Genomic DNA, 24,506 nt, shown 5'->3' on the forward strand with positions numbered 1-24,506 from the left:
CATGTGCGGCGGGGATGGGCCTTGCGCCGATCCCCAAGAGGCAAGCGAAGCGCGCAGTGCCGCAGGCGCGAAGGCGGAAGGGATTGACGCCGCATGGCCGTGAAGACATAGAGGCGGCACGGGGCGCAGACCGAAAGCCCGGCGGCGCATTGCACCGACACTCCCGAGGCAAGCGTTCGCCACTCCTGGAAATTCTTACATTTAATGTAAAGTGATACAAATTCTAGGGGCCGGGACAAAGGCGGCACGATGCAGTTGTTTGTCAGGCAGTAAGCATGCCCTAAGCACCGCTCACCTGTGTACTAACGGAGATTGAGAAAAATCATGGCATATCGAAATGGAAACTACACCGCCTTTTACGTAAATGAGCCGTTTGATCCCAGTCCGTTGGGTGCTAACGCAACAAAAGATTTTTGCTACTACAACACCCTGCGGATGTGGAAAGGTGCTGACGCGGCGTTCCCTTTTGTTGACTCGCATGAAAAGACTTACAGCGTCCGCGACGGTAGCAATTGGGATTTGACATTGAAGCCGCGACTCAGAGAGCGCATTCGGAGCTCAAAGAATATCGTCCTTTTTCTGAGTTCGATCACTGCAAATTCTTGTGCGCTCCGAGAAGAAATTGACTATGCAATTAATGACCAGGGACTCCCGGTCATTGTGATCTACCCCGGATATGACACAAAAGAAAGCCTTCTGGCCAATGGATTTCTGAAGAAAGAGGTGAAGAATCTTTGGGAGAAGCTGCCCGTCTTTAGGGATTCGATGGGAAAGGTGCCTACTCTTCACGTTCCGATGAATAAAGAGCTCATAAAAAAATCTCTGCAGGATAGCGACTTCATGGTTGGCAGCAAGAAAGAGTCCGGAATTTATCGATACAACCCGTAATTCAACCGATATAGCAGAGAAAATAGTTTGACCAACCTATGGCAAAAGTTAGCTTCGTTGACAAGCGAATTGTAAAGAAATTCCTTGAGATCACCTCCGCTGCCAGCGGCACGGTATCGGCAGTCGTTCTATTCGTTGATATTCCTGTCGAATGGAAATTGCGAGCCGGCTGGGCTTTCTTGATTCTACTGGCGCTCACCTATTTGGTGATATGGATCTGGTCGAACAATCTAAACAGCATCGACATAAACGTTGAAGGCAGTGATGTTACGATCAAGGTGGGTGACATTTTTCAGCAATCAGGATTGAAAGCAATCGCCTTCAATGAGTATTTCGACACACAGGTGGACAACAAGATCATCAGTGAAAAATCTCTTAATGGCATCCTGATAAAAAAGCACCTCGATATTTCTACCTCTGAGCTAGATCTTTATATCGAGAACTATGCTTTCGATGGCAGCGAGGTTTTGGAAATTGAAAATGACCGAAAACAAGGAAAGAGGCAAAAATATCAAATCGGGACAATTTGTCTCTACAAAGATTATCTACTGACGGTGTTCTCCAAGTTCGACGAGAACAACAAAGCTCTTCTGACGATGCCAGAGTATCTTGAATTCCTGATTAATTTCTGGGACAGGGTAAATAATTTATATGCCCAAAAGAGTGTCTCCACTACGATTTTTGGCTCAGGAATTACTCGCATCAAAGGGCATAAGAATATCGCCGATGAGGATCTTTTGAAGATAATGTTGTGGACGTTCAGAATCAGCGAAATGCGATTCAAGTATCCTGCGAAGCTAACCATCATCATTCACAAGGACAAGATTGGCCAGATCAATCTTCTCGACATTAAATCGGTGAGAAATGGTGTGTGATTTTTGCCGTGGCGGCCATACATGGGCGCCACGCACAGCGCGGCGGAGATGGGCCTTGGGCCGATCTCCTGTGGAGGCAAGCGGAGCGCGCAGCGCCGCAAGCGCGAAGACGAGAGGGATTGAAGCCGAATGGCCGTGACGGCAAAGGCCGGCACGGGACGCAGTCCGAAAGCCCGGCGGTGCGTTGCACCGACACGTCCTGCATGTGCCTTTACAGACCCAAGCTGTTCTCCAGCTACTAGGCAATGCTTGGGCCCAAAACAAGCGGTCGACAAACGATTGGTATTGCGCAGCGCTGCATCAGCAGCACAGCGCCCCGCCGCAATGGGCGGGGCGCTGCGCGGACTTCAGGCCGCCTGTGGCTTGCTGCGCGACCAGATCAGGGTGTGCGTGCCGTCTTCTTCCTCAATCAGGCGGGCATAGACCGTCGCCGGAAACGAAGGGTCATCGAGGGTGCAGGACACGTAGGCTCGGCCGGCCTCGCTGGTCTTCTTCCACGCCGCGCCCACGTCGTAGCCGGATGCCTGGATGCGGAAGTCCGGGGCGTTCTCGTTGCCGCCCTTGTCGTTGGAAACCAGCTTGGCCTTGACGTTGAGCGTCAGGGTGCGAAGCGAGCCGGTGAAACCGTCTTTGTCTGCGGTGAAGGTGCCGATGGTTGCCATGATGAATTTCCTTTCGGTTGAACAAGGTTCGCGCCCATCGCGTCCTTGTTGTGATCCGGCCGGCGGGGGACGGGCTGGCTGCACCGCTTGCGGTCGAAACGCAGTGGAGAGCCGGGAGGCGAAAAGAATTTGTCCCGCGAGGAATGCGCTGAACGCAGTGACAAAGCAGGGGAAATTGTTTTCGATGAACGGTTGCAGCCATGAAGCCCGAGGCGCAGCCGCGCCACCGCCAGGATTCACAACGAGACAAGGACGCCTTGGGCCGATCCGCTCCGAAAGGAGTTATGGCCGACTCGGCATCCCCGCACGAAGGCTTCACCGACTCGTTCCCTGACGCGGGCCAGGTCAACGCTCCAACGACTGACCAGAAAGCCCCTGCCGCACCTTGCGGTGTCGGTCTTGAGGCGTGGCGTGGAAGTCCCATAGCTAGGCCGGGCGTTGTGTCCGTGAACTGTCCTTCGTGACGTAACGGGCGAGAACCGCCAGCGTCGAGGACGGCACGCATTCGCACAACCTGCCTCAGCAAGCCCCGGCGTATGCGCCGCATCCAACCCATCGCGGCGGGGCGCTGGCCAGGCCGATCCGGCGGAAGCCGGTTCGGCGGATTTGCAGGGGCGCCAAGCATCGCGCGGCGGGGATGGGCCTGGCGCCGATCCCCTGGAGGCAAGCGAAGCGCGCAGCGCCGCAGGCGCGAAGGCGTGAGGGATTGAAGCCGAATGGTCGTGATGGCAAAGACGGCACGGGGCGCAGCCCGCAAAGCCCGGCGGCGCATCGCGCCAGCACGCTCAAGCGTCCTGAGCACCCAACAAAAAATTCGCACATCGAGCGACGACAAAGATCACCCGTTATGCGTCCTATGCCATCATCAAGCCGGTCGTCGCATTGCAATTGAGGCAGTCACTCCGTACCAGCAATAGCTTGGATCAAATGAATAGCGGGAGATCTTTCTCTACGAGGCTTATCAACTTGGGAGCGATCTGACCACTGATCTTGACGGTGCCGTTCGCGGCAAATGCAATTTGCCCTCGCAGTCCACTCAAGACGAGTTCAAACACTGCAAGCTCGACCTTGTACTTTAAGCCCGCGAGAACCTCCATGCTCTCAACCACCATCCCCTCGTTCGACACGAACTCCATTCGAGCGACGAGATTGTCAGCGAGAACCGCACCAACGACCTTCAAACCTATGAGCTTAGAAGAATCGACGGAATTGAAAACGGAAGAGGGGCGCTCCTTGTCGAACGTCACCGGTTTCGCAGTAAAGCCCATGCCGGCCAAGGTTTCGAGCGCATTGAGGAGATCGCGAATGTTTCTTCCAGCATTCTCAATTCTCAGGAAGATCAGGTCACCCAGTTCTACAACTGCAAAATCGGTAAAGCTTACGCTGTCTATCTGCTCGTAGGTCGGTGCCCCTTCGGCATCCAGCTTGGTTACGACGACTCGTGATCGCCAAAGATACCGGTAAGAGGCACCACCACTTGGTGCTCGCGCAAACCCGTGAGCGGCTGCAGACTCGAAAGGGCAGTTGGCGACAATCGCCGCCAAATCCCGAGCGCGGGCTGGTAGTTGAATACGAAACCACCGATACCTGATCTGCATCACTCGCTCCCGGTGTCAGTATCCTGAAATTCAACTCTCAGCGCCGCAACCAGGTCTCGGGCCTTCGACTCAATGACCCGCGAAAAAGCATCAATTTCATGCTTGTATGGTTGTCGTCGTCGTGTCGAGATTTTTCCCTCTTCGACTGGGAACACGCCACTCAAGATGAATGAAAATCCCGTGCAATCCTTGAGATCAGAAAAGCCCGCCTCAATGTCGTAAACATTGCCTGCTCCCATGGTCTCGGTTGCAGTCCACCCCATCTTGATGATGTAGTAATTTTCTTCATCAAGGAGTCCATTCAGAATTTCCGATCGACTGACCCCGTTGCCGCGAAGAAAAACTCGTTCCACATGGGTCTCAGAACCCTCGGCATCCTCTTCTTCTCCGTCCTGCTCAGGCTTCGCTTTGAATACGTAGACGTCAGTCACGTCACGCCGGACAAAGCCAGGCAGTGAACTCGCCAGCTCGTGAAAGAACTTGGATCGAAGCTTTGCCCACGGAATGTCAAACAACGCAACGACAACCTTGGTCAATGGCTCCGAGGTCGATTTCTCAACCTTTGCTAATAGCGTTTCCCGGACTCCGTTGAGGTAGTCGTTCTGCGTATTTCGCACAACATACCCTGCCGGGGATTTGACGAATTCAATGGTTCCATCACGAACTTGAACTTGCGAGAACTCGCTGCGTTTGTAATCGATCTGGGAATATTGAACTCGAATGCTGAGATTGTCGCCTTCTCGCGTCACTTGCACTGTGTCGCCGCTTGCCTCCATTTCTTTCTTCAACTGCTCAACGACGCCTTGCAGTTCGTCGGTATCACTTACCCCCGATACATCCATTGACGTCGTGCGCTCACGTCTCACGACGACGCCGAGTCTGGCCGCAATCTCCTTGTGGTCGTAGTAGTCGTGCGTCAGCGTTGAGAAGTATTTCGCAAGGTCTTCTCGCGATGTCTTCTTGCTGACCACGATATTGCGGCGTTGAAACAGCCGGATGACGGTCGGTGTATCAACCTTGTGCTGATTCAATGCATCGAAGACATTTTTATCACTTGCGTAGTAAAGCGATGGGCCATGAGCCCGCTTCTTCATTCCCGCCATCCCATATCTTCCGGATTATACGTGCTGGTAACGCTTGTAATCCTTTCAATCTGGATCTTCGCGAGAATTTCCTCGCGTGCAGGATCAAACCCCCAGGCCTTTACATATTTCTTCTGGGCTGTGAGGAAGATGGATTTGAGATCATTGGGTGCGTCTGGGTCAGTGACGCGCAGCAAAATTCGCTCACCGGACTCCAGCATCTGGAACCTCGACAAGCTGTCGAGAAAGTACTCAAACTCTTCTGGGCTGGATGCAGGTGCGTTGTAGTAGATGATGTAGCCCGCACTCTGACTATCCGTTGCGGCGTGCTTGATGATGATGTATGGTGAAGTCAGCGTCTCTACAGTCGCCGGCTGCGCCCAAACATCCCCCTGTCGGCGTGACATCACCAAATCAGGGTAGTAGAACGTGTATGTTTGCGGCAGTTCACCTTCGCCTTTCAGGCGGAGAACGTCGTTCGCTATGCTGTACAGGCGCTGAATGTCTTTTGGCCCAAGGTAATGCAGCTGAGTTCCAGGTGCCACAGGAAGTGCTTGCAGATCGACCTTGTCGATGGCCTCATAAAATGGCTTGTCGTAGCCATTGTCATGATTGTGAACGAATAGCAGCCCACGAACCTCATACGCCTCTGATTCGTCAACGGAGTATTTTGACCTCCAAGAATCTGAGCCTCGCGCACAGTCAATCGTCATGCACAGTGATTTGAAGGCACTGCGCAATCTAGTAGAGTTAATTGAATCAGCGGCATAGCTCTTTAAATCGGTGTGGAGATAAACCGTCTTGCCTAAATATGGATCTTGGTACAAGAAAACAACGTCACCGGGGTGGGTAGCCTTTGGCTTTCCACCTTCGCCAAGGTGCTTTTCATTGGAGCACTCAAAGTTGTCATCCATCTTGGGATGAATTCCCCACAAGAAATGCTTCAAAATATCCTTTGAAAGCCTCGGTGCGATCTCACCAATGTTTATTGTCTCCGCCACAACTCCTCCTTCTTGTTTGGCTGCTACGGAGGCCTGGGCACCAGCTACGCCCTGCCACCAATAAGCAGGGAAATTAGAGCATATTCCACACGTGCAATTGCGCTACGAAGCCCCATTCTCTTGGGTAGAACGTGCCCGAGGCATCGCGCCGCACCGCAATGCCTTCAACGCCGCCGCTTGCCTCTGGGCGCAGGCGGCGGCGCGTGATGTTCCGGCAGCTTGGCTTCTGTACCGGGCGCGGCTACCGCCGCGCCCGGATTTTTGTATTCATCGGCCCCACGGCGAGACGCTGGGGCCGGTGCTGGGATGACGGCTATTCCTTCGTCTCGATGATCCACCATACGGCACGCGGCCAAGAGCGGCCCGTGATGGGGTGCATGTCCGTGCGGTCGGCGCGGGCCGTCCAGCCCGAAGGCAGGCGGTGGCCGCGCACCGTGCCGGGCGCATAGACCGCCGCCATGCGCGGGCGGCTGGTGTTGGTCGTGGGCATGGTCTGGCTCCTTGCAGGAAGCGCCCCGGCCGAAACCGGGGCGCTTCCTGCGGCGAGGGTCACGCGGCCAATGCCTCTGCGGGTTCATCCGCCACGGTGGCGGCTTCTTCCGCATCGTGCTGCTCCGCATCCTGCGGGCCTTCCTCGGGCGCGTCCTCCTGCGTGCCTTCGGCCTTGAAGATGGCGGGCATCCAGCCCGTGCCATCGGCCAGCCGCTCGGCTTCGCTGGCAATGTCGACCTTCTTGAGTTTCGCTAGCCGGGTGACATGCTCCGGCGCGAACTCGCCCACGGCTTGCAGGATGACGACCTTCGGCACATGCCGGAAATACCCCTCGGCGGTCGGCTGCCACCATACGGCCATGTCCAGCCCCACGGCCTGCGCCAGTCCCGCGCCCGGCTGGTGTGGTGTGGCGCGGTGCGTCACCACGTCCGCCGTGGACGCCGCGCACACGGCCAGCAGCTTCACCAGTTCGCCTTGCTCCATCACCAGCAGCGCGGCGAACAGTTCGGCGCTGTCCTTGGGCAGCTTGCCGCCCCATGCTTGCTGAATCTCGCGCAGCGCCACGGCGGCGGACGATTCCGGCCAGTCCGGCGCCATGCCTTCCAGCCGGTTCTGCACGGTCAGGCGCACACCCAGCGGTTGGTCTTGCCCGTAGGGGCGTTCCTGCAGGACGGTTTGCACCATGCCATGCGCCAGCGCGGCCAGCGCCACCTGCGGATGCCGGGCGACTTCGATTTGCAGCGCGGCAGTGCGGTGGGCGCTCAACCGTTGCGCCAACCGGTCGGACATGGCGGGTGCTTTCGCTTCGTCTGCCGTGTCGCCTTCGTCGTTGTTCTCGGCTTCCTCGCTGCCGAAACCCTGCCGTAGCCGTTCCAGCGTGCGCAGCGCCTTCGCTTCGGCCTCACGCATCAACCCGCGATGAATCACGATCTGCCCGTTGCGGTCGATGGTGACGATGGCCCCGGCTGCGGCCTTCACGCTCGTGCTGTAGCCCTGCAAGCCATCTTCCAACGCCTGCAATTGCTCGCCCAGGGCTTCGCCTTCCTCCTGCAAGGCTTCGGCCTTGTCCTCGTCGTCGGCCTCCATCGCGGCATCGAGGGCTTCGGCCACCTCCCGCATCTTGGCTTGCAGCTTCTCGATGCGCAGGGCTTCGCGCTTGCTCGGCTCGCGTCGCTCCCTCGGGGCACGCTGGAAGGCTTGCAAATCCGCATAGATGGCGGCGGGCGCAATATCCACCCATGCCCAGCCTTCGGACTTCACCTCAGCGGCGATGCCCGCCAGCCTGTCTTGCGCCAGCCGTTCCAGCAATGCGGCATCGGTCAAATACACGCCCGCGTCACCTTCTGCGAACAGGTCACGGCGAACACCGCCGCCCGCCTGTTCGTAGGTGTCCAGCCCGACGAAGCGCACCAGCGGATGCCGGTAGGCGTCTATTTCCCGTTCGGTCAGGCGTTCGCGCAGGTTGTGCGGGCTGCGCTGCCACGTTGGCGCATCGTAGAACGCGGCTTCCTGCGCGGCGTGGTCGTCGGTGATCGCAAGCGCCATCAACTGATCGAGCGTCACGGTATCGGCTCGATAGTCGGCCATCAGCCGGGGCGAAACATTCGCCAGCTTCAAGCGCCGCTGTACCACCAGCGGCGTAACGCTGAAATCCGCTGCAATGTCTTCAATCGGTCGGCCTTCGGCCACCAGCGCGGCAAAGGCTTCAAACTGGTCTGCCGGGTGCATGGCTTCGCGCTGCACGTTCTCGGTGAGGCTGGCGGTGCGCGCCGTGCCATCGGCCACCAGCAGGCAAGGCACTTCCCAATCCTTGGCGATGCGGTGCTTCTTCGCCAGCAGCTTCAACGCGGCCAGCCTGCGGCCACCGGCCACCACCTCGTAATGCTCGCCACCTTCAACATGTTGATTGGCGGGAATCACGATGAGGTTTTGCAGCAGGCCCACGCGCTGGATGCTCGCGGCCAGTTCTGGGATGGACATGCGCGGGGTCTTGCGCACGTTGCGGCCCGTGGGGCGCAGCACCAGCCGCGACAGCGGAACCAGAATCATGTTCTTGCTCGGGTCTGCGGCTTGCAGCACGTTGGCGGCAGTGACGGCGTGGGCTTCGGTGTGGTTAACGGCGTTCATGGTGTATCTCCAATCAAGTGAAACAGACAGGGAATGGAGGGGAAACCGCCCCTCCGGCGGGGGACGGATCAGGCTTTGAGTGCGCGCATGCCATCGGCCAGCAGCCATAGGGCGCGGTTCAAGCGAACGTCGGAATCAATGCCTTGCACGGGGCGGGTCTGCTGCCTGCGGCCATTGGCGCTGCGGCCATGCAATCCGCCTTTGGTCAGGTTCTCTTGCGTGCGGTTGAACACGCTCCACAGGTCCGGGCGGCGGTCATCGAAGCGGCGCGGCATCAGGATTTGGTTTTCCGTGATGGGCGCGGGCTTGTCCGGGTCGTCGTACTTCAACGCCAGCGCGGCGCGGGCGAACACTTCGGATTCGCCATCGTCCAAGGTGATGCCGCGCATCAGGTCGCGGGATTCCTTGACCCGCTCGAAGCCGCTCAACACCTCGTAAGCGCCCTCAATGACGTGCCCGGCCACGTTGCCTTTGTGGGGTGCGCGCACATCGGCCACGGTGTCACCGCACACCAGCCCATTGCTGCACACGAAACGGAACATTCCGGCCAGCATCTGATAGCTGCTGGTGCCGTCATGCGAGTTCAGCAGCACGATTTCGTTAGCTTCCGCGCCATTGATCTGGCTGGCATGGCGCAGGCGCAGCATGTGTTTCGTGTGCTCGCGCTTGCCTTCATCGCGCACGCGGGTCTGCGCCACCATGAAGGGCTGGAAGCCTTCCTTGCGAAGCTCGGTCAGCACCGCCGCCGTGGGGATGTAGCTGTACCGCTCTGAGCGGCTTTGGTGCGGGGCGTCCGCGAAGATGGACGGGGCCACCCTGCGAATCTGGTCATCCGACAGCGGGTAGTCGCTGCGAAGCGTGGGGGAATGGGAAGCGAAACGGGTTGCAAGCATGATCTTTCTCCTGACAAAGTTGGCTGTTGAAGAAAACCGCATACCGGATTCCTAGATTCGAAGCCCAGCCTTCCGGCTGTTTGGTGCGGTCGGCACGAAGAACCCGGCTGGCCTCGTTGCCACCGTCTTTCCTGAGTTCATCGCCCGCGACGGAAGGGAGCCCATGGATGGGGGCCGTCAAGGAGACAAGCGCGGGGTTGGTGCGGCCCGCAGGCGCAGCCGAGGACACGGTCCTGCGCGCCTTGACGGCACACGGCCGCGGGCTACAGTCGCGAGCAAGGTGATGGAGTCAGGAAAGATGGCTGGACAGGCAACGGCCGCCAATCTGTGCCGACCGCACGGCAAGCGAAGCGCGCAGGCCCGAAGCTGGAAGCCGGGCCGGAGACGTCAGCCGAGCGGAGCGAGGGAACGATGGAAGCCCGAATGGGGCGAGACCCCGCAGGGGGCTCGATGCGAAGCACGACAGCGCGACCGACCATCTCCCAGGTGGCCGGGGACGCCCGGACTTCAACGCTGGATGAGCAAGATGCCCAGGACAGACACCATGTCGCAGGCATCGGGAAACTGGCTCTACTGCTTTTTGCGGCAGTGGCTTTGTGGCAGAGCCGGCACAGCCGGTTCGGCGGTATCGAGGGGCGCCAAGCTGCGCGCGGCGGGGATAGCCCGCAGGGCTTTCCCCTGGAGGCAAGCGAAGCGCGCAGCGCCCCGTCAGGGGCGCGAAGGCATCAAGCCGAGTCGCCAGGGCGCAGGCTGGATTCCGAAACCGGCATCCACGGCGATGACGAGTTCAGCAGGTAGCGCGCACCGCGCGCGTACAGGCCAGAAAGCCCGGTTAGCCGGTAGAACCCGGTGACACGGTGCAGGAACTGTGCGCCAAACTCGTTGGTGTAGATCACCGCGTCGCCGATCTTGAAGCGCAAGGGCCGACCGTTCTCCGGCGCGAATGGCTTGAGCGTATCGTGCTCTGCCGTGATTTCGATGATGTAATCGTGATGGCTGCTCATGGCATTGATCTCCTTCGACAGTTGAGAAAGCACAAGGAGCGCCTGGCGGCGCTCCAAGGGCGAGATCAGACAACGATCCGCCCGGCCAGCCGCGCATCGCGCGCGTAGGCGCTCAACCGCTTCTTGGCGCGGAACGACAGGTCGCGCTCGATCGGCAGGCCCAGCCTGCCGCGCACCGTCGCCAGCTCGCCCAGGCTAACCCAGCCGATTTCCGGCATTCCCAGGCCCAGGTCGCAAAGACCAAAGGCGTGGTCATGGTCATCGGGACCAATCTCGGTCAGCAGCCAGGTCGCGCCGGCGTCCGGCGTGAACAGCTTGACCACGGGCGCCGGATCGAAGTCCGGGTTGTCCAAGGATTCGCGGCCGTTGGCCAGCAGCACGATGCGCTGCGCGGCAGTGATGAGTGCGATGTTCATGGTGAACTCCTGAAAGGTTGCCGGGCGGAATTGCCCGACCCTTCCGGGGCACGGCGCAGCGCAAGCAGTCAGGGGTCAACGACGGCCGCCAGGACGCAAGCGCCATCGGCGCGCAGCCCTTGACGGCGAGAACGCCGTGGCACGATGAAGGGAACAGCAAGACCGCATCCCTCGCAACTCCACACACCCCGGCTTTCGGCAAGTGCGCAGCACGCGCAGGCCCTCGAGGGCCGGAGTTGCATCGCTGGACGAAGCAAAAAAGGGGGCCGAAGTCCCCTCGGTTAGATCAGGCCGCGTTCGGCAAAGGACGTGATGTTGCCGCCCGCCACGATGATGTGATCCAGTGTGCGGACGTCCACCAGCACCAGCGACTCCTTGAGCCGCTGGGTCAGCGCCTTGTCGGCGCCGCTCGGCTCGGAATTGCCACTCGGATGGTTGTGCGAAACGATGACCGCCGCCGCATTGAGCCGCAGTGCCTCCTTGACCAGCTCGCGCGGATTCACCGATGCGCTGTCGATGGTGCCTCGGAACATCTCGGCGTATTCGATCAGGCGATCCTGCGTATCGAGGAACAGCACCGCGAACACTTCGTGCTCGAAGCCGGCCAGCTTGGCGCGCAGGTACTCCTTGACCGCAGTCGGCGAACTAAAAGCCGCGCGCAGGCCCAAGAGGGCCGGAGGCGTCAGGGGTCAAAGCCGGATGACAGCCATTTGTTCGATGGCGTTGACGGGCGCTAGGTCATGAGCGCATTGCGTCTTGGCTCAGAGATCGCGCAGGAGCTTGGCTTTCAGTACATCGTGACGATGAATGAAGCCGATGCCTTCAAGGAAACCATCGATGGCTTCGACCTCAACGACTATGTGCTGCCTAAACGTTTGACCGATGCCACCGAAAACGGTGGATTGTTTGGCATAAGGTTTGGATAAATAGATTGGTAGCAATTGGAATCTAGGCGTGGCGGCCGTCGCTGGCCTCCAATGGAAATAAAATGGATAAGAAGACCAAGGGATCGTGGCTGATCCATCACACCAATACCTTCGTGCTGCCATCCAGCTTGCGGTGAATCAGCGATACCAGCGTCAGGATGTCCAGCGCGTCCTGTTCGGACATGGGCCAATGCGTCTTGGGTGCATGGGCCAGCGGATTGCGCACGGCGCCGAACAGGCCGATCAGCAGGTTGGCAAAGCCTTTCTGCTCGCTCTTTTCGGACTCGGTGGTGAGTGGGCCCAAGACGAGAATGGGTTGCTGGCCCGCGAATGCCTTGTTCACCAAGTCAGCGCCATCGCCGTTCAGGCCCGACAGCAGGCGAATCCGCTCCGCAACGCCTTTCGTTGCCTCGAACACCGCATGGAAATAGTTTTCATCCAGCAGCTCGGCACGGCAATAGTTCAGCACTTCCGCGTGGACGACGCGACTTTCCAGCGCGGCCTTGAGTCGTCCCGCGCGGGCGCGCGCGGCATCGAGCGTCGTGGCCTTGTCGGCGTGCCCGACCTTGCCGTCTTCGCGCACATAGAAACCGGAGAAGGCAAGGACAACATTCAGTTCGTCACGCCGCCATGCAAACGTCGCAGGGTCGCGGGCGTAGTTCACCGGGTTCATCGCGCGATTGATGAACATGATGAGATGGTTGCCGAGCTGGTGGTGGTTCTGCGCGCCGGCCAGCGCATTGAACAGCCGCTTCCACTTGGTCATGCCGGGCGACGTGTCGGCAACCTCGATTTCTTGCAGTAGGCGATCGATCTGCGTTCCGCTCAGGCCGCGCTCGGTATCGGCGAGCACGCGGCACGCGGCTTCAAGGTGCTGTGAGCTGAAAGGGTCAATTCGGGTCGCCAATACTGTCTCCCTCGCCAGGCATCAGATGATGGCCTGCAAGCCCTTGTCGGCGATGACGTTGAGCAGTTTGAGCGCTGGCCCCGTGGGATGGGTGTCGCCTTGCTCCCACTTGCGCACAGTCGAGGCCGATGTGTGCAAATGAAGAGCGAACACCGGCTGGCTGAACTTCAAGGCTTCGCGCAGGCGTTTGATGTCAGCAGCATTGAACTCCCGCACCGGCGGCGGGCAGATCGCGTCGAACTCGCGCATCGTCACCTTGCTGATCGCTCCCGCTTCGTGGAGCGCAGACAGGTCGTCACGCAGGGATTCAATGATCTTGCTCACAATGCACCTCCAATAACACGCCCGACTGCAACGCCTTCGACAAGGCTTCGGCGGACAGTTCCAGGAACACTTTGCCGGCGAACTGCAGCGCCTTCTTTTCGTCCTGTGTGATGTTTGCCTTGTCGCTCTTGGGGAACCCATACAGGAACACGTAGCAGCTACCGAACCGGGCCGACAGCAGCGTGCGGTAGCCGCCGCTCTTGCCACCGCCGGGGCGGGCCACCCGCTTCTTGTAGAGGAAGCCGCCCAAGTCCGCGTCAATCAGACCGCTTTCCATCTCCTGAACCGCCTTGCACAAGGCGGCATCAGGCAGCTTTTCGCCCGCCTGCCACCGCGCAAAGTCCCTCCGCTTGAGGACGATGGTCATCTTGACCTCCAAACTATACCCGAAACGGGCACACTTTTCCAGTCGCCAGCGCGATGTACGGGCGGGGAGGGCAGCCGAGCCGATTGGCTTGACGGCGACACGGCAATCAGGGGCGCCATGGCGAGTTTCTGGTTACTGATCATGTGGTTACCTCTTTCGGTTCTTGGCGCGTGCTGACGACCGACTTGCGCCGGCTCGCCACCAACTCGGCCGCCTTACGCACCGGGTCGTCCTCGGTGTGGACGTAGCGCATGAACATCGCCACGGTCTTGTGCGCGGTCAGCGCCATGCCGACCTTGACGGGGATACCGGAATTGGCAATGTCGGTCGCTGAGCGGTGGCGGATACCGTGGGTGCCGACCTTCGGTACTCCGGCGCGATCAAGGATGCGCCGCCATGCCTGATAGTAAGAATGGGGGCCGAGTGGCTTGTCATGGTCGAGGATAGCCGGGCAGACGTAGGGCGACTGGTCATAGCGAGGCGCGTTCGTCAGTAGCTGGCGGACTTCCTCGCTCAACGGCTTGGACATATCGCCCGTCTTGCTGTCCGGCCAGACAACCCGGCCATTGGGCAAGTCGAGCCAATCCCACTGCAACAGCAGGATCTCCGACATTCGGGCCGCGAACTCGAATTGCAGCCGGACGGCCAGCAGATAGATCGGGTGTTCCAGTCCCTCGGCCTCGGCCTTGTCCAAGTAGGCGAACAGGCTGGCCATCTGTTCGTCGGTGATGAGCCGGGTCGAGCCTTTTTCCGGGTACTTGGGCACGTGGCGGCAGGGATTGGAGCCATCGGGCCGATAGCCCCACAGTTCGGCAAGGTTGAACATCTTTCGGACGAGCGACAGCACGCGGTTGGCCTGGGTGGGTGACTTCTCCATGCGCTTCATCAGCGCGGTGATGTCGTGGCGCGTGACCTCGTGAACCTTCTTGCTACCGAAGGCCGGGATGACAAAGCTGTCGATCTGGTACTGGTAGCCGGCCTGCGTGCTGGGCTTGTTGTGCGGCTTGGAGTGGTCGTCCATGAACCGGCCGCACAGTTCCTTGACCGTCGGCGCCTTGCGGGCTTCGGCCTTGTCGTGGCCAGGGTCGCCGCCGCGCCGGACTTCGGCCAGCCAGTCTTGCGCCAGCGATCGTGCTTGTTCGACCGTCAGCTCGCCGAATTGGCCGAGTGCCGGCTTGCGCCGCACGCCGGAGTTTGTGCGGTACTGAACCATGAATACCTTGCGCCCGGTTGGTGTAACCTTGCACAAGAAGCCCGGAACGAGCGTATCCCGGAGTTCCACGTCGCAGGTCTGCGCCTGCGCCGTGTCAACGACGGACTTTGTGAGTTTGATCTTCGCCATGAGGTGCTCCTGAAAGGCTCCGATTCCAGGGGCCGGCTAGGAGCCAAGCGTAAGGGAACCGGGGCGGATTGCATCGCGCACCGGGATATGATGGGAGTCATTGGCCTCGGGGAAAACCTGCCACAGCAAGCCTCATCCAAGCCTAGCGTTAACCCGGCGCGGATGTCATGCTCTGGCTTAAAATCCGCCGCTTTCCTGAAAAGGGGCGTGCCGGTTCGACCCCGGCTCGGGGCACCACTACGATTCAATCATGTCAAGTTACAACGCTCCCTTTGAAATCCACGTCCACGGACAGGTCCAGTTGCGTGCCGATGCCAGCTTCGACCAGCTCCAAGAGGCGCTCAAACCCCTCTGGAAATACGCCGGAGCCCGCTCGCTGGCCGATGGCGCGGCGAGCGCATACGAGGAAGAGCCTGGCATCAAGTTCGATGCGCAAGACCACATGCTGCAAATTTGCTGGACGGTGCGTGGCGACGAGGATTTTCGCCAGTCGCTCGACGAGATGTGCATGAGCCTCAACGAACTCGCTGAACTCGGTGCCGCCATCGAGGTCACGTTCTATGACGCCGATTTTGATGAAGACGAGGAAGACGATGGCACCGAGTCGCGCGACGACTTCGTGATGCTGTTCGTGGGCCCCACGCCAGCGGCCATCATGCAGGTGCAGCGTGATTTGCTGGTGCAGGATGTCGTGAACATGATGGAGCGCCACTTTGACGGCGCCGAGTTGGGCGGCGTGGTGGCCGAAATCGACAAGCTGTTCACGCAGCGTTTCGACGCCCTGGTCAATTCGCTCGAAATTGGCAAACCTCCGCGTGGCTCGGGCGGGCCTGGCGGCTCGGGTGGCGGCCACGGCGGCGGGCGCCGGCCGCGCCACCTGCACTGAGAACGCAGTTTCAGCGGCTGCGGCGCGCTACGGGTTTCATCCTGCGTGCTGCCCGGCGCAGCCTTTGCCGGTGATTTCATGAAAACCGAATTGCCCTATCTGCGCACCTACCCCGAGTCGCTGCAAGACCAGGCCCGGCAGTTGCTGGGCGAGGGGCAGCTCGGCGCTGTGCTGCTGCGCAAGTATCCCCAGCCGCATGCGGTGCGCAGCGACAAGGCCCTGTACGACTACGCTGCAGAACTGAAGGCCCGCCATCTGCGCAACGCAGGCACGGTGAACAAGGTCGTTTTTGACAGCAAGATCCATGTGGTGCGCCATGCGCTGGGCTTGCATACCTCGGTGTCGCGCGTGCAGGGCAATCGCCTGGCGGCCAAGCACGAGATCCGCGTTGCCGCCATGTTCAAGCAGGGTCCGGACGAGTTCTTGCGCATGATCGTGGTGCACGAATTGGCCCACTTGCGCGAAAAAGACCACGACAAGGCGTTCTACAAGCTGTGCGAGCACATGGAGCCGCAATATCACCAGTATGAGTTCGATGTGCGCCTGTACCTCACGCACCTGGAGCACGCGGGCGAGCGTCTGTGGGCGGTGGAATAGCTATCTATTCAATAGCTGCTCGCGCTTTATCAGTAAGCGCTGCGGGCTGATTTGACCTGAATTCAGGGAATGGCGACGGTGTCACAGCAGTCGGGGGGCAGCTGCAGCCAGCGCTCTGCTGCCGCCTGCAGGGGGCCCAGTGCCCCCGTGGTGAGCAGGCGCACGGATGCGGTCGCGTTGGTGACCGCATCCTCGGGGGCCAGCAGCGCATCCTTGTGCAGCAAACGCCGCGTCTGCCGCGCCACCGGCTCGCCGGTTTCGATCAGCCGCACCTGCGGGCCGACCAATGCACGCAGTTCGTCGGCCACAAACACATAGTGCGTGCAACCCAGCACCAGCGTGTCGATCTGGCCGGATTCGGTGCCAAATGGGCCCATGGCGCTGATATAGCGTGCGCAAAGCGCTCTTGTTTCTGTAGTTAGAGGATCGGCGGGCAAGGGCTGCGCCGTGCTGTTTTCAATGGCGCGGGCCAGGCCATCGCAGGGCTGGACCACGAACTCTGCCTGCCCCGCCACCGAGGCCAGCAGCCTGGAAAATTTGTCGCTGCTCAGCGTGCCGCGCGTACCGATGACGCCAACGCGCCCGGTCTTGCTCAGCACTGCTGCGGGTTTGAGTGCGGGCTCCAGCCCCACCGCCGGCAGGTCGGGCTGGCTGCTGCGCACTTCATGGATGGCGGCGGCCGTGGCCGTATTGCAGGCCACCACCAGTGCCTTGATGTGGTGCTGCTCGCGCAGGTAGCGTGTGATGGCATGCGTGCGGGCGCTCACGAAGGCGTCGCCCCGCGCATCGCCATAGGGCGCATTGCCGCTGTCGGCCAGATAGACAAAGCGCTCGTGGGGCAACTCGGCCCGCAGCGCCTGCAGCACGCTCAGGCCCCGATGCCACTGTCGAAAACGCCAATGGGTTGCGCAGCTCGGTTCATGGTGTCAGGGCGGATAAGAAAAAGGGGGCATGGCGGCACTCCACCCGGGGTGCGCGGATGGCGCAGCCGCGCTTTGGGCGGACCGCCATGCCCGGTGGCATCAGGCTGCTGCGACTTCGATGCCCTTGAATTCGCCCGTGGCGATGCGCTTTTGCCACTCGGCCGGGCCGGTGATGTGGGCGCTGGTACCGCCGGAATCCACTGCCACGGTCACGGGCATGTCGACCACGTCAAATTCGTAGATGGCTTCCATGCCCAGGTCTTCAAAGCCCACCACCTTGGCGGTCTTGATGGCCTTGCTGACCAGGTAAGCGGCGCCGCCCACGGCCATCAGGTAGGCGCTCTTGTGGTTCTTGATGGACTCGATGGCCACGGGGCCGCGCTCGGCCTTGCCGATCATGGCAATGAGGCCGGTCTTCTCGAGCATCATGTCGGTGAACTTGTCCATGCGCGTGGCGGTGGTGGGGCCGGCGGGGCCCACGGCTTCGTCGCGCACGGGGTCCACCGGGCCCACGTAATAAATCACGCGGTTGGTGAAGTCCACGGGCAGCTTCTCGCCCTTGGCCAGCATGTCCTGGATGCGCTTGTGCGCGGCATCGCGGCCCGTGAGCATCTTGCCGTTGAGCAGCAGGGTGTCGCCGGGCTTCCAGCTGGCCACTTCTTCCTTGGTGAGGGTGTCGAGGTTGACCTTCTTGCTCTTGTTGTAGTCGGGCGTCCAGTTGACGTTGGGCCACAGGTCCAGGCTGGGCGGCGTGAGGTAAACGGGGCCCGAGCCATCCATCACGAAGTGCGCGTGGCGCGTGGCGGCGCAGTTGGGGATCATGGCAATGGGCTTGCTGGCCGCGTGCGTCGGGTACATCTTGATCTTGACGTCGAGCACCGTGGTCAGGCCGCCCAGGCCTTGGGCGCCGATGCCCAGGGCGTTGACCTTTTCAAACAGCTCCAGGCGCAGGGCTTCGACCTTGTCGAGCGCAGGGCCACCGGTCTTGGCCGCTTCGGCCTTGGCCTGCAGCTCGTACATATCGAGGTCGTCCATCAGGCTTTCCTTGGCCATGAGCACGGCCTTTTCAGCCGTGCCGCCGATGCCGATGCCCAGCATGCCGGGCGGGCACCAGCCGGCGCCCATGGTGGGCACGGTATTCAGCACCCAGTCCACCACGCTGTCGCTGGGGTTGAGCATGTACATCTTGGATTTGTTTTCCGAACCGCCGCCCTTGGCCGCCACGGTGATGTCCACGGTGTTGCCGGGCACGATTTCGGTGAAGATCACGGCGGGCGTGTTGTCCTTGGTGTTCTTGCGGTCGAACTGCGGGTCGGCCACCACGCTGGCGCGCAGGGTGTTGTCGGGGTGGTTGTAGCCACGGCGCACGCCTTCGTTGATGGCGTCGTCCAGGCTACCGGTAAAGCCTTCCCAGCGCACGTCCATGCCCACCTTCAGGAAGACGTTGACGATGCCGGTGTCCTGGCAGATGGGGCGCTGGCCGGTGGCGCTCATCTTGCTGTTGGTGAGGATTTGCGCAATCGCATCCTTGGCCGCGGGGCTTTGTTCGCGCTCGTAGGCGCGGGCCAGGTGGGCAATGTAGTCGGCGGGGTGGTAGTAGCTGATGTACTGCAACGCGGCGGCGATGGACTCGATCAGGTCTGCTTGGCGAATGGAGGTCGTGGTCATGGCAGGTGGGGTCAGTGGGGAAAATCGCGAACCCCGAATTATCCCCCTGCCGACTTGCGCGGTGCTGTCAGGGGTTGATGGAGGGCCACGTGGGCGGCGGTCGCGGCCACGGTGGTGGCGCAGGACCGGGTTCCGTGGGTATGCTGCGCCCTGGTGTTCCGATCCCTTCACTCCATTCGCTCGCCGAGCGGCAAGGCACAACTGTGACGACATCCCGACCCGACGCGACCGCATTCCGCACCGAAAAAGACACTTTCGGCCCCATCGACGTGCCCGCCCAGCGCCTGTGGGGGGCGCAGACCCAGCGGTCGCTGCAGCATTTTGATATCTCGGGCGAGCGCATGGCGCCGGAACTGATTCGCGCCCTGGCCCAGGTCAAGCGCGCCAGCGCCTATGTGAACAACGCGCTGGAACTGCTCGATACCGCCAAGACCACAGCCATTGTGGCGGCGGCCGACGAGGTGATCGCAGGCGGCCATTTGCAGGAGTTTCCGCTGGTGGTGTGGCAGACCGGATCGGGCACGCAGACCAACATGAACATGAACGAGGTGCTGGCCAACCGCGCCAGCGAGCTGCTGGGTGGCCCGCGCGGCGAGGCGCGCCTGGTGCATCCCAACGACGATGTGAACAAGAGCCAGTCGAGCAACGACGTGTTTCCCACGGCCATGCACCTGGCCGCCGTGGATGCGCTGATGCACCGGCTGTTGCCCGCCTTGCAGCAGCTGCGCGCCACGCTGGCCGCCAAGGCGGCGGCGTTTGATGGCATTGTCAAGATTGGCCGCACCCATCTGCAGGACGCCACGCCGCTCACCCTTGGGCAGGAAATTTCAGGCTGGGTGGCGCAGCTGCAGCATGGCGAGCAGCATGTGCGCGGCGCGCTGCCCCATTTGTGCGAACTGGCCCTGGGCGGCACCGCCGTGGGAACCGGGCTTAACGCACCCGCCGGTTATGCCGCGGCGGTGGCCCGCGAACTGGCCGATCTGACGGGGCTGCCCCTGGTCACCGCGCCCAACAAGTTCGAGGCCCTGGCCAGCTGCGACGCGCTGGTGCATGGCCACGGCGCACTCAAAACCCTGGCGGCCAGCCTGATGAAGATCGCCAACGATGTGCGCTGGCTGGCCAGCGGGCCGCGCAGCGGGCTGGGTGAAATCACGATTCCCGAGAACGAGCCGGGCTCGTCCATCATGCCGGGCAAGGTCAACCCCACGCAGTGCGAGGCGCTGACCATGCTGTGCGCCCAGGTCTTGGGCAACGATGTGGCCATCAACATTGGGGGCGCGTCGGGCAACTTCGAGCTCAATGTGTTTCGCCCCCTGGTCATCCACAACTTTTTGCAGAGCGTGCGCCTGCTGGCCGATGGCATGGCCAGCTTCGACCACCATTGCGCCCAGGGCATCGAACCCCACCGCGCGCGCATGGCCGAGCTGGTGGAGCGTTCGCTGATGCTGGTGACTGCGCTCAATCCGCACATCGGCTACGACAAGGCCGCGCAGATTGCCAAGAAGGCGCATACCGAAGGCAGCAGCCTGCGCGACGCGGCCATTGCCTCGGGCCATGTCACGGCCGAGCAGTTTGATGCCTGGGTAGTGCCGCAAGACATGGTGGGCCGTTAGCCTGCATCCGCCAGCGTGCATTGCACCGCACGCCGGCAGTCATGCGGCGCTGCATTTACGCTATAAAAATATAGCTAATGGCGCTTATTGGTAAAGCGCTAGGGCCTTATTTGGCTGCGAAGTGGCGGTTTATTGCGCTGCGGCAAGCGCCTGGGTAATCCAGCCGTCAAAAGTCTTCTGGTGCGCCCTGATCCAGCCGTCGGTGTGGCGTGCCACATCGCTGGCCTTGTTTTCGCCGCGGCTCATGCGCAGGTTCTGGGCGTTGATGTCAGCCACCGGCAGCTGCATCACCTCAAACAGCCGGGCGGCCACCGGGTTCTGGTCGGCAAAAGCCTTGTTGGCCACGATGTGCTGCTGGTTCACCTTGAAGCCGTAGTTCTTGCCATTGGGCAGGCGGGTGTCGTCCTGCGCTGCGGTGGTGGGTGAATCGGGCACCTCCAGCCAGACCACATCGGTGCCCGGGCGCAGCACGGCGCTGACCCAGTAGGGCGTCCAGGTGTAATAAAGGACGGGCTGGCCTTGCTTGAAACGGGCAATGGTGTCGGCAATCAGCGCGGCATAGCTGCCCTGCCTGTGCGTGATGGCGCTATCCAGCTGATAGGCCTTGAGGTGGCGTTCGATGGCCAGCTCGCAGCCCCAGCCGGGGTTGCAGCCGGTCAGGTCGGCCTTGCCGTCGCCGTCGGTATCAAACAGCTTGGCCAGCTGGGGGCCTTTGAGCTGGGCGAGGTTGGTGATCTGGTAGCGCGCGGCGGTCTTCCTGTCGATCAGGTAGCCCTGGGCGGCGTTGCCGGAGTACACGCCCTTGCGGTAAAGCTTGGTGTCGCCGCCGCTGTTCTTGTAGAAATCGGCGTGCAGCAGGTTCCAGTGGGTGGCCATGAAGGTGGCGTCGCCGTTGGCAATGGCCAGGTGCTCGGTGGCGGGCTCCAGGTCTTTCATGGGCTGCACGTCGTAGCCCAGTTTTTCCAGGGCGCGCGCAACCAGCAGGGTCTGGAAGGCCTCTTCAGCGAGCGAGCTCTTGAGCGGCTGCACGCTTACGCCCTCGCCGGGCAGGTTTTGTGCATGGGCGGCACCCCCCAGGCCTATGGTCAGCAGGCTGGTGGCGAGGGCGGCGTGGGCGAAAAGTGGGCGGTGTGGCATGGCTGCGGACTCCTGGAATGCGGGGACGGGAAATGGATGCATGGTCGTGGTGACGCGAGCCTCAGCGCCGGGCCGGCGCTAACTGGGCCGGGGCTTCCGGTGCGCCCGAAGCGGCGGCCGGTGTGGTTCGGCGCAGCAGGCGCCACGCCAGGCCAGCCGGGCCGGTCTGCCACCAATGGCGCACGCCCCGGCGCGGCCGGCCCATGGCCTGGGTGATGCGGTCCAGCGTGACGGCCAGCAGCACAATGCCCAGGCCGCCCACGGTGGCCAAGCCCATGTCCAGGCGGCCAATGCCGCGCAGCACCATCTGGCCCAACCCGCCCACGGCGATCATCGAAGCGATGACCACCATCGACAGCGACAGCATCAGCGCCTGGTTGACGCCCGCCATGATGGAAGGCAGCGCCAGCGGCAGCTGCACCTTGACCAGCAACTGCCAGGGCGACGCGCCATAGGCCCGCGCGGCTTCGATGAGGTCGGGGCGCACCTGGCGCAGCCCCAGGTTGGTCAGGCGCACCAGTGGCGGCAGCGCGAACACGATGGTCACGATCACCCCCGGCACGTTGCCAATGCCAAACAGCATCACCACCGGCACAAGGTAAACGAAGGCGGGCGTGGTCTGCATGGCATCGAGAAACGGGCGCATCCAGCGCTGGGCGCGGTCGCTGGCCGCCAACGCAATGCCCAGCGGTAGACCGATCACGATGCAGAACGCCAGCGAGGTCAGCACCAGCGACAGTGTCACCATGGCCTCGGACCAGATGCCCAGCATGGCCACCACCAGCAGCGAGACCACGGTGCCCATGGCAACGGCGCGGCCTGCAAACTGCCACGCCAGCAGTCCCAGCAGCGCCACCATGGCCAGCGTGGGCACGCTGGTCAGCAGGCCTTCCACCCAGGTGAGCGTGCCGTCAATCGGCGCGCGCACAGTCTGAAAGAAGGGGCGAAAGTTCTGCACCACCCAGCCCAGGCCCTCGTTGATCCACGATTCGACGGGCAAAGAGCCATCCCACAGTTGCTGGATATGCCAGCCAGTGGGGGCGGCATCGGTGCCAGCCAGTTGAGCTGTCACGGCGTCTGCCGGGCGTCCAGCCAGCTGCCGGCGCTGTCGCTGGCTTCAGTGCCGGTAGGGGCCGCGCCCCAGGGGTCCGAGATCTCGGCAGGGGCTGCGGTGCTGGGTGCATCGGGCGCCGTCGCAGGCAAATCCCAGGGTGTCACGGCCGGGCTGGATTCGCTGGCCGTCGCCCACGGATCGGTATCGGCAGGTGGTGGCAACGGCGGTGACTCGGTCATGGGCAGTGCATCGTTCATGCGAGGATCCTTTCTTGTGCGAGGTTTTCCACGGACGGCGCCGAGGGAGGAACCGGTGGTGTGTCGCGGTCCAGAAATTTCAGCAAGGTGGTTTTGCTGATGGCACCCTGAAAGTGCCCTGCAGGCCCTACCACCGGCACGGCGCAGGGCGCCTGCGCCACTTGGCCGAACAGGTCGGCAACGGCCGCGTCGGCGGCAATGGGTTCCACGTCGGGCAAAAATGCGTGTTGCAGGCCCAGCGGCCCCACATGGCCGTCGAGCGCGGTGCGCAGCGAATCGGCCGACACGGTGCCCAGGTAGCGCTGCGTGGGGCTGACCACATAGGCAAAGTCGCGGTCCTGGTCTTCAAGCTGCTTGAGCGCGGCGCGCGAGCCGCGGTCGTTGTGCTCGGACACCACCGTGAAGCGCTCGCGCGCAATGTCGCCGGCCTTGAACACGGCGGCGGCATCCACGCCGCGCACGAAGCTGCGCACATAGTCATTGGCCGGGTTGCGCAAAATTTCGTCGGGCGTTCCCACCTGCACCACCTGGCCGTCTTTCATGATGGCGATGCGGTCGCCAATGCGCATCGCCTCGTCCAGGTCGTGCGAGATGAAGACGATGGTGCGTCGCCGCACCTGCTGCAGGCGCAGCAGCTCGCTTTGCATCTCGGTGCGGATGATGGGGTCGAGCGCGGAGAACGCCTCGTCCATGAGCAGGATGGACGGATCGGACGCCAGCGCGCGCGCCAGGCCCACGCGCTGCTGCATGCCGCCCGAAAGCTCGTCAGGATAGCTGGCGCCCCAGCTGGCCAGGCCCACCTGCTCCAGCGCCAGTGCGGCCTGCGTCTGGCGCTCGGCCCGGCCCACGCCCGCCAGCTCCAGCCCCAGCGCGGTGTTGTCGAGCACGTTCATGTGCGGCATCAGTGCGAAAGACTGGAACACCATGCTGATGTCCTTGCGCCGCAGGGCGCGCAATTGCCCGCTGGTCAGGCTGCTGATGTCGGTGCCGTCCACCAGAATGCGGCCCGCGGTGGGCTCGATCAGCAGGTTGAGCATGCGCACCAACGTGGATTTGCCGGATCCCGACAGGCCCATGACCACGAAGATTTCGCCTGCTTCGATGGTGAAAGTGGCGTCGAACACGCCGATCGAGTTGCCGGTGCGCTCCAGAATCTGCTGCTTGCTGAAGCCCTGGCGTACGAGTTCCAGAGCCTTGTGAGGTGCTTCGCCGAAGACTTTGAACACATGGTCGATGGTGATTTTCTTGGCCACGCTGGTGGATCTCCCTTGTTGTTGAACGGGTGGAACACAGCCCTGCCCGCCATTGGCGGACAGGTTCGAAACCCAAGCGAAGCCCTGATGCGGCGGCCTACCCTGGCTGCGATCAGCGGGGGACGGCACGAGAGAGAAGAACACTGGCATTGCCAGGTAGGCCCGAATGGCACGCAAGGTGGTGCGCAAGGGCCTGGGGGTGTGTTCCAGCAGC

At 61.7% G+C, this 24,506-nt stretch carries 21 protein-coding genes and 4 pseudogenes; 6 read left to right on the forward strand and 19 right to left on the reverse strand.

Annotated features, from left to right (window positions below; genetic code table 11):
* The first annotated feature begins 324 nt into the window (after positions 1-324).
* Positions 325-888 carry a TIR domain-containing protein gene (locus tag CBP34_RS07310; RefSeq protein WP_026435729.1) on the forward strand — a complete coding sequence of 188 codons (564 nt, stop codon included), beginning with the start codon at positions 325-327 and terminating at the stop codon, positions 886-888.
* Between the two features lie 38 nt (positions 889-926).
* Positions 927-1,763, forward strand: a complete 837-nt coding sequence (locus CBP34_RS07315) for a macro domain-containing protein (protein WP_026435728.1) — start codon at positions 927-929, stop codon at positions 1,761-1,763.
* Positions 1,764-2,110: 347 nt separating this feature from the next.
* On the opposite strand, the gene CBP34_RS07320 is transcribed toward CBP34_RS07315, so the two are convergent.
* The 10 genes and pseudogenes from CBP34_RS07320 to radC form a co-directional block, all read right to left on the reverse strand.
* Positions 2,111-2,425 carry a DUF736 domain-containing protein gene (locus CBP34_RS07320; RefSeq protein ID WP_026435727.1) on the reverse strand — a complete coding sequence of 105 codons (315 nt, stop codon included), beginning with the start codon at positions 2,423-2,425 and terminating at the stop codon, positions 2,111-2,113.
* A 923-nt stretch (positions 2,426-3,348) separates the two neighbouring features.
* Positions 3,349-4,023 carry a hypothetical protein gene (locus CBP34_RS07330; protein WP_034711958.1) on the reverse strand — a complete coding sequence of 225 codons (675 nt, stop codon included), beginning with the start codon at positions 4,021-4,023 and terminating at the stop codon, positions 3,349-3,351.
* The gene (locus tag CBP34_RS07335) at positions 4,023-5,126 is read right to left on the reverse strand and encodes a hypothetical protein (RefSeq protein WP_026435725.1); all 1,104 of its coding nucleotides are present in this window, start codon (positions 5,124-5,126) and stop codon (positions 4,023-4,025) included. Before CBP34_RS07335 ends, CBP34_RS07330 begins: the two co-directional genes overlap by 1 nt.
* The gene (locus tag CBP34_RS07340; protein WP_086912000.1) at positions 5,114-6,106 is read right to left on the reverse strand and encodes a PD-(D/E)XK nuclease domain-containing protein; all 993 of its coding nucleotides are present in this window, start codon (positions 6,104-6,106) and stop codon (positions 5,114-5,116) included. The genes CBP34_RS07335 and CBP34_RS07340 overlap by 13 nt, the downstream gene beginning before the upstream one ends.
* A gap of 313 nt (positions 6,107-6,419) precedes the next feature.
* A complete protein-coding gene (locus CBP34_RS19645) occupies positions 6,420-6,596 on the reverse strand; it encodes a hypothetical protein (RefSeq protein WP_167372727.1) in 177 nt (58 codons plus the stop codon).
* A 59-nt stretch (positions 6,597-6,655) separates the two neighbouring features.
* A complete protein-coding gene (locus tag CBP34_RS07345; RefSeq protein WP_026435723.1) occupies positions 6,656-8,725 on the reverse strand; it encodes a ParB/RepB/Spo0J family partition protein in 2,070 nt (689 codons plus the stop codon).
* Positions 8,726-8,793: 68 nt separating this feature from the next.
* A complete protein-coding gene (locus tag CBP34_RS07350; protein ID WP_026435722.1) occupies positions 8,794-9,621 on the reverse strand; it encodes a DUF932 domain-containing protein in 828 nt (275 codons plus the stop codon).
* Positions 9,622-10,343: 722 nt separating this feature from the next.
* A complete protein-coding gene (locus CBP34_RS07360) occupies positions 10,344-10,622 on the reverse strand; it encodes a hypothetical protein (RefSeq protein WP_026435721.1) in 279 nt (92 codons plus the stop codon).
* Between the two features lie 65 nt (positions 10,623-10,687).
* The gene (locus CBP34_RS07365) at positions 10,688-11,038 is read right to left on the reverse strand and encodes a DUF2958 domain-containing protein (RefSeq protein ID WP_086912001.1); all 351 of its coding nucleotides are present in this window, start codon (positions 11,036-11,038) and stop codon (positions 10,688-10,690) included.
* Positions 11,039-11,319: 281 nt separating this feature from the next.
* A pseudogene (gene radC / locus CBP34_RS07370) lies at positions 11,320-11,694 on the reverse strand (RadC family protein); the annotation flags it as partial.
* 45 nt (positions 11,695-11,739) lie between these two features.
* On the opposite strand from radC, the pseudogene CBP34_RS07375 reads away from it, so the two are divergent.
* Positions 11,740-11,964 (forward strand): annotated as a pseudogene (locus CBP34_RS07375) (DUF2326 domain-containing protein); the annotation flags it as partial.
* Between the two features lie 97 nt (positions 11,965-12,061).
* Here the strand turns inward: CBP34_RS07375 and CBP34_RS07380 are convergent.
* The 4 genes from CBP34_RS07380 to CBP34_RS07395 all read right to left on the reverse strand — a co-directional run bounded on the left by CBP34_RS07380 (position 12,062) and on the right by CBP34_RS07395 (position 14,904).
* On the reverse strand, positions 12,062-12,871 hold the full coding sequence (locus CBP34_RS07380; RefSeq protein WP_026435718.1) for a TIGR02391 family protein: 810 nt from the start codon (positions 12,869-12,871) through the stop codon (positions 12,062-12,064).
* A gap of 21 nt (positions 12,872-12,892) precedes the next feature.
* Positions 12,893-13,195: a helix-turn-helix domain-containing protein gene (locus CBP34_RS07385; protein WP_026435717.1), complete on the reverse strand. Its 303-nt coding sequence runs from the start codon at positions 13,193-13,195 to the stop codon at positions 12,893-12,895.
* A complete protein-coding gene (locus tag CBP34_RS07390) occupies positions 13,179-13,562 on the reverse strand; it encodes a type II toxin-antitoxin system RelE/ParE family toxin (protein WP_026435716.1) in 384 nt (127 codons plus the stop codon). Before CBP34_RS07390 ends, CBP34_RS07385 begins: the two co-directional genes overlap by 17 nt.
* Positions 13,563-13,701: 139 nt before the next feature.
* On the reverse strand, positions 13,702-14,904 hold the full coding sequence (locus tag CBP34_RS07395) for a tyrosine-type recombinase/integrase (protein WP_026435715.1): 1,203 nt from the start codon (positions 14,902-14,904) through the stop codon (positions 13,702-13,704).
* A gap of 250 nt (positions 14,905-15,154) precedes the next feature.
* Here CBP34_RS07395 and CBP34_RS07400 point away from each other — a divergent pair, with 250 nt between their 5' ends.
* Complete coding sequence (locus tag CBP34_RS07400; RefSeq protein WP_086912002.1) at positions 15,155-15,790, forward strand: DUF6806 family protein; 636 nt, start codon at positions 15,155-15,157, stop codon at positions 15,788-15,790.
* Positions 15,791-15,868: 78 nt separating this feature from the next.
* Complete coding sequence (locus CBP34_RS07405; protein ID WP_086927051.1) at positions 15,869-16,387, forward strand: M48 metallopeptidase family protein; 519 nt, start codon at positions 15,869-15,871, stop codon at positions 16,385-16,387.
* Positions 16,388-16,449: 62 nt separating this feature from the next.
* Here the strand turns inward: CBP34_RS07405 and murI are convergent.
* Positions 16,450-17,309, reverse strand: a pseudogene (murI, locus tag CBP34_RS07410) (glutamate racemase).
* A 100-nt stretch (positions 17,310-17,409) separates the two neighbouring features.
* On the reverse strand, positions 17,410-18,978 hold the full coding sequence (locus CBP34_RS07415; RefSeq protein WP_094097664.1) for a fumarate hydratase: 1,569 nt from the start codon (positions 18,976-18,978) through the stop codon (positions 17,410-17,412).
* Positions 18,979-19,181: 203 nt separating this feature from the next.
* Here CBP34_RS07415 and fumC point away from each other — a divergent pair, with 203 nt between their 5' ends.
* On the forward strand, positions 19,182-20,591 hold the full coding sequence (gene fumC / locus CBP34_RS07420; protein ID WP_094097665.1) for a class II fumarate hydratase: 1,410 nt from the start codon (positions 19,182-19,184) through the stop codon (positions 20,589-20,591).
* A gap of 129 nt (positions 20,592-20,720) precedes the next feature.
* On the opposite strand, the gene proX is transcribed toward fumC, so the two are convergent.
* From proX to proV, 3 genes and pseudogenes are all read right to left on the reverse strand, one after another.
* Positions 20,721-21,728 carry a glycine betaine/L-proline ABC transporter substrate-binding protein ProX gene (gene proX, locus CBP34_RS07425; protein ID WP_094097666.1) on the reverse strand — a complete coding sequence of 336 codons (1,008 nt, stop codon included), beginning with the start codon at positions 21,726-21,728 and terminating at the stop codon, positions 20,721-20,723.
* Between the two features lie 61 nt (positions 21,729-21,789).
* Positions 21,790-23,039: pseudogene (gene proW / locus CBP34_RS07430) on the reverse strand (glycine betaine/L-proline ABC transporter permease ProW).
* A complete protein-coding gene (gene proV / locus CBP34_RS07440; RefSeq protein WP_094097669.1) occupies positions 23,036-24,292 on the reverse strand; it encodes a glycine betaine/L-proline ABC transporter ATP-binding protein ProV in 1,257 nt (418 codons plus the stop codon). Before proV ends, proW begins: the two are co-directional and overlap by 4 nt.
* Positions 24,293-24,506: the final 214 nt, after the last annotated feature.

The organism is Acidovorax carolinensis (assembly GCF_002157145.1).
GTDB classification, from domain to species: domain Bacteria; phylum Pseudomonadota; class Gammaproteobacteria; order Burkholderiales; family Burkholderiaceae_C; genus Acidovorax; species Acidovorax carolinensis.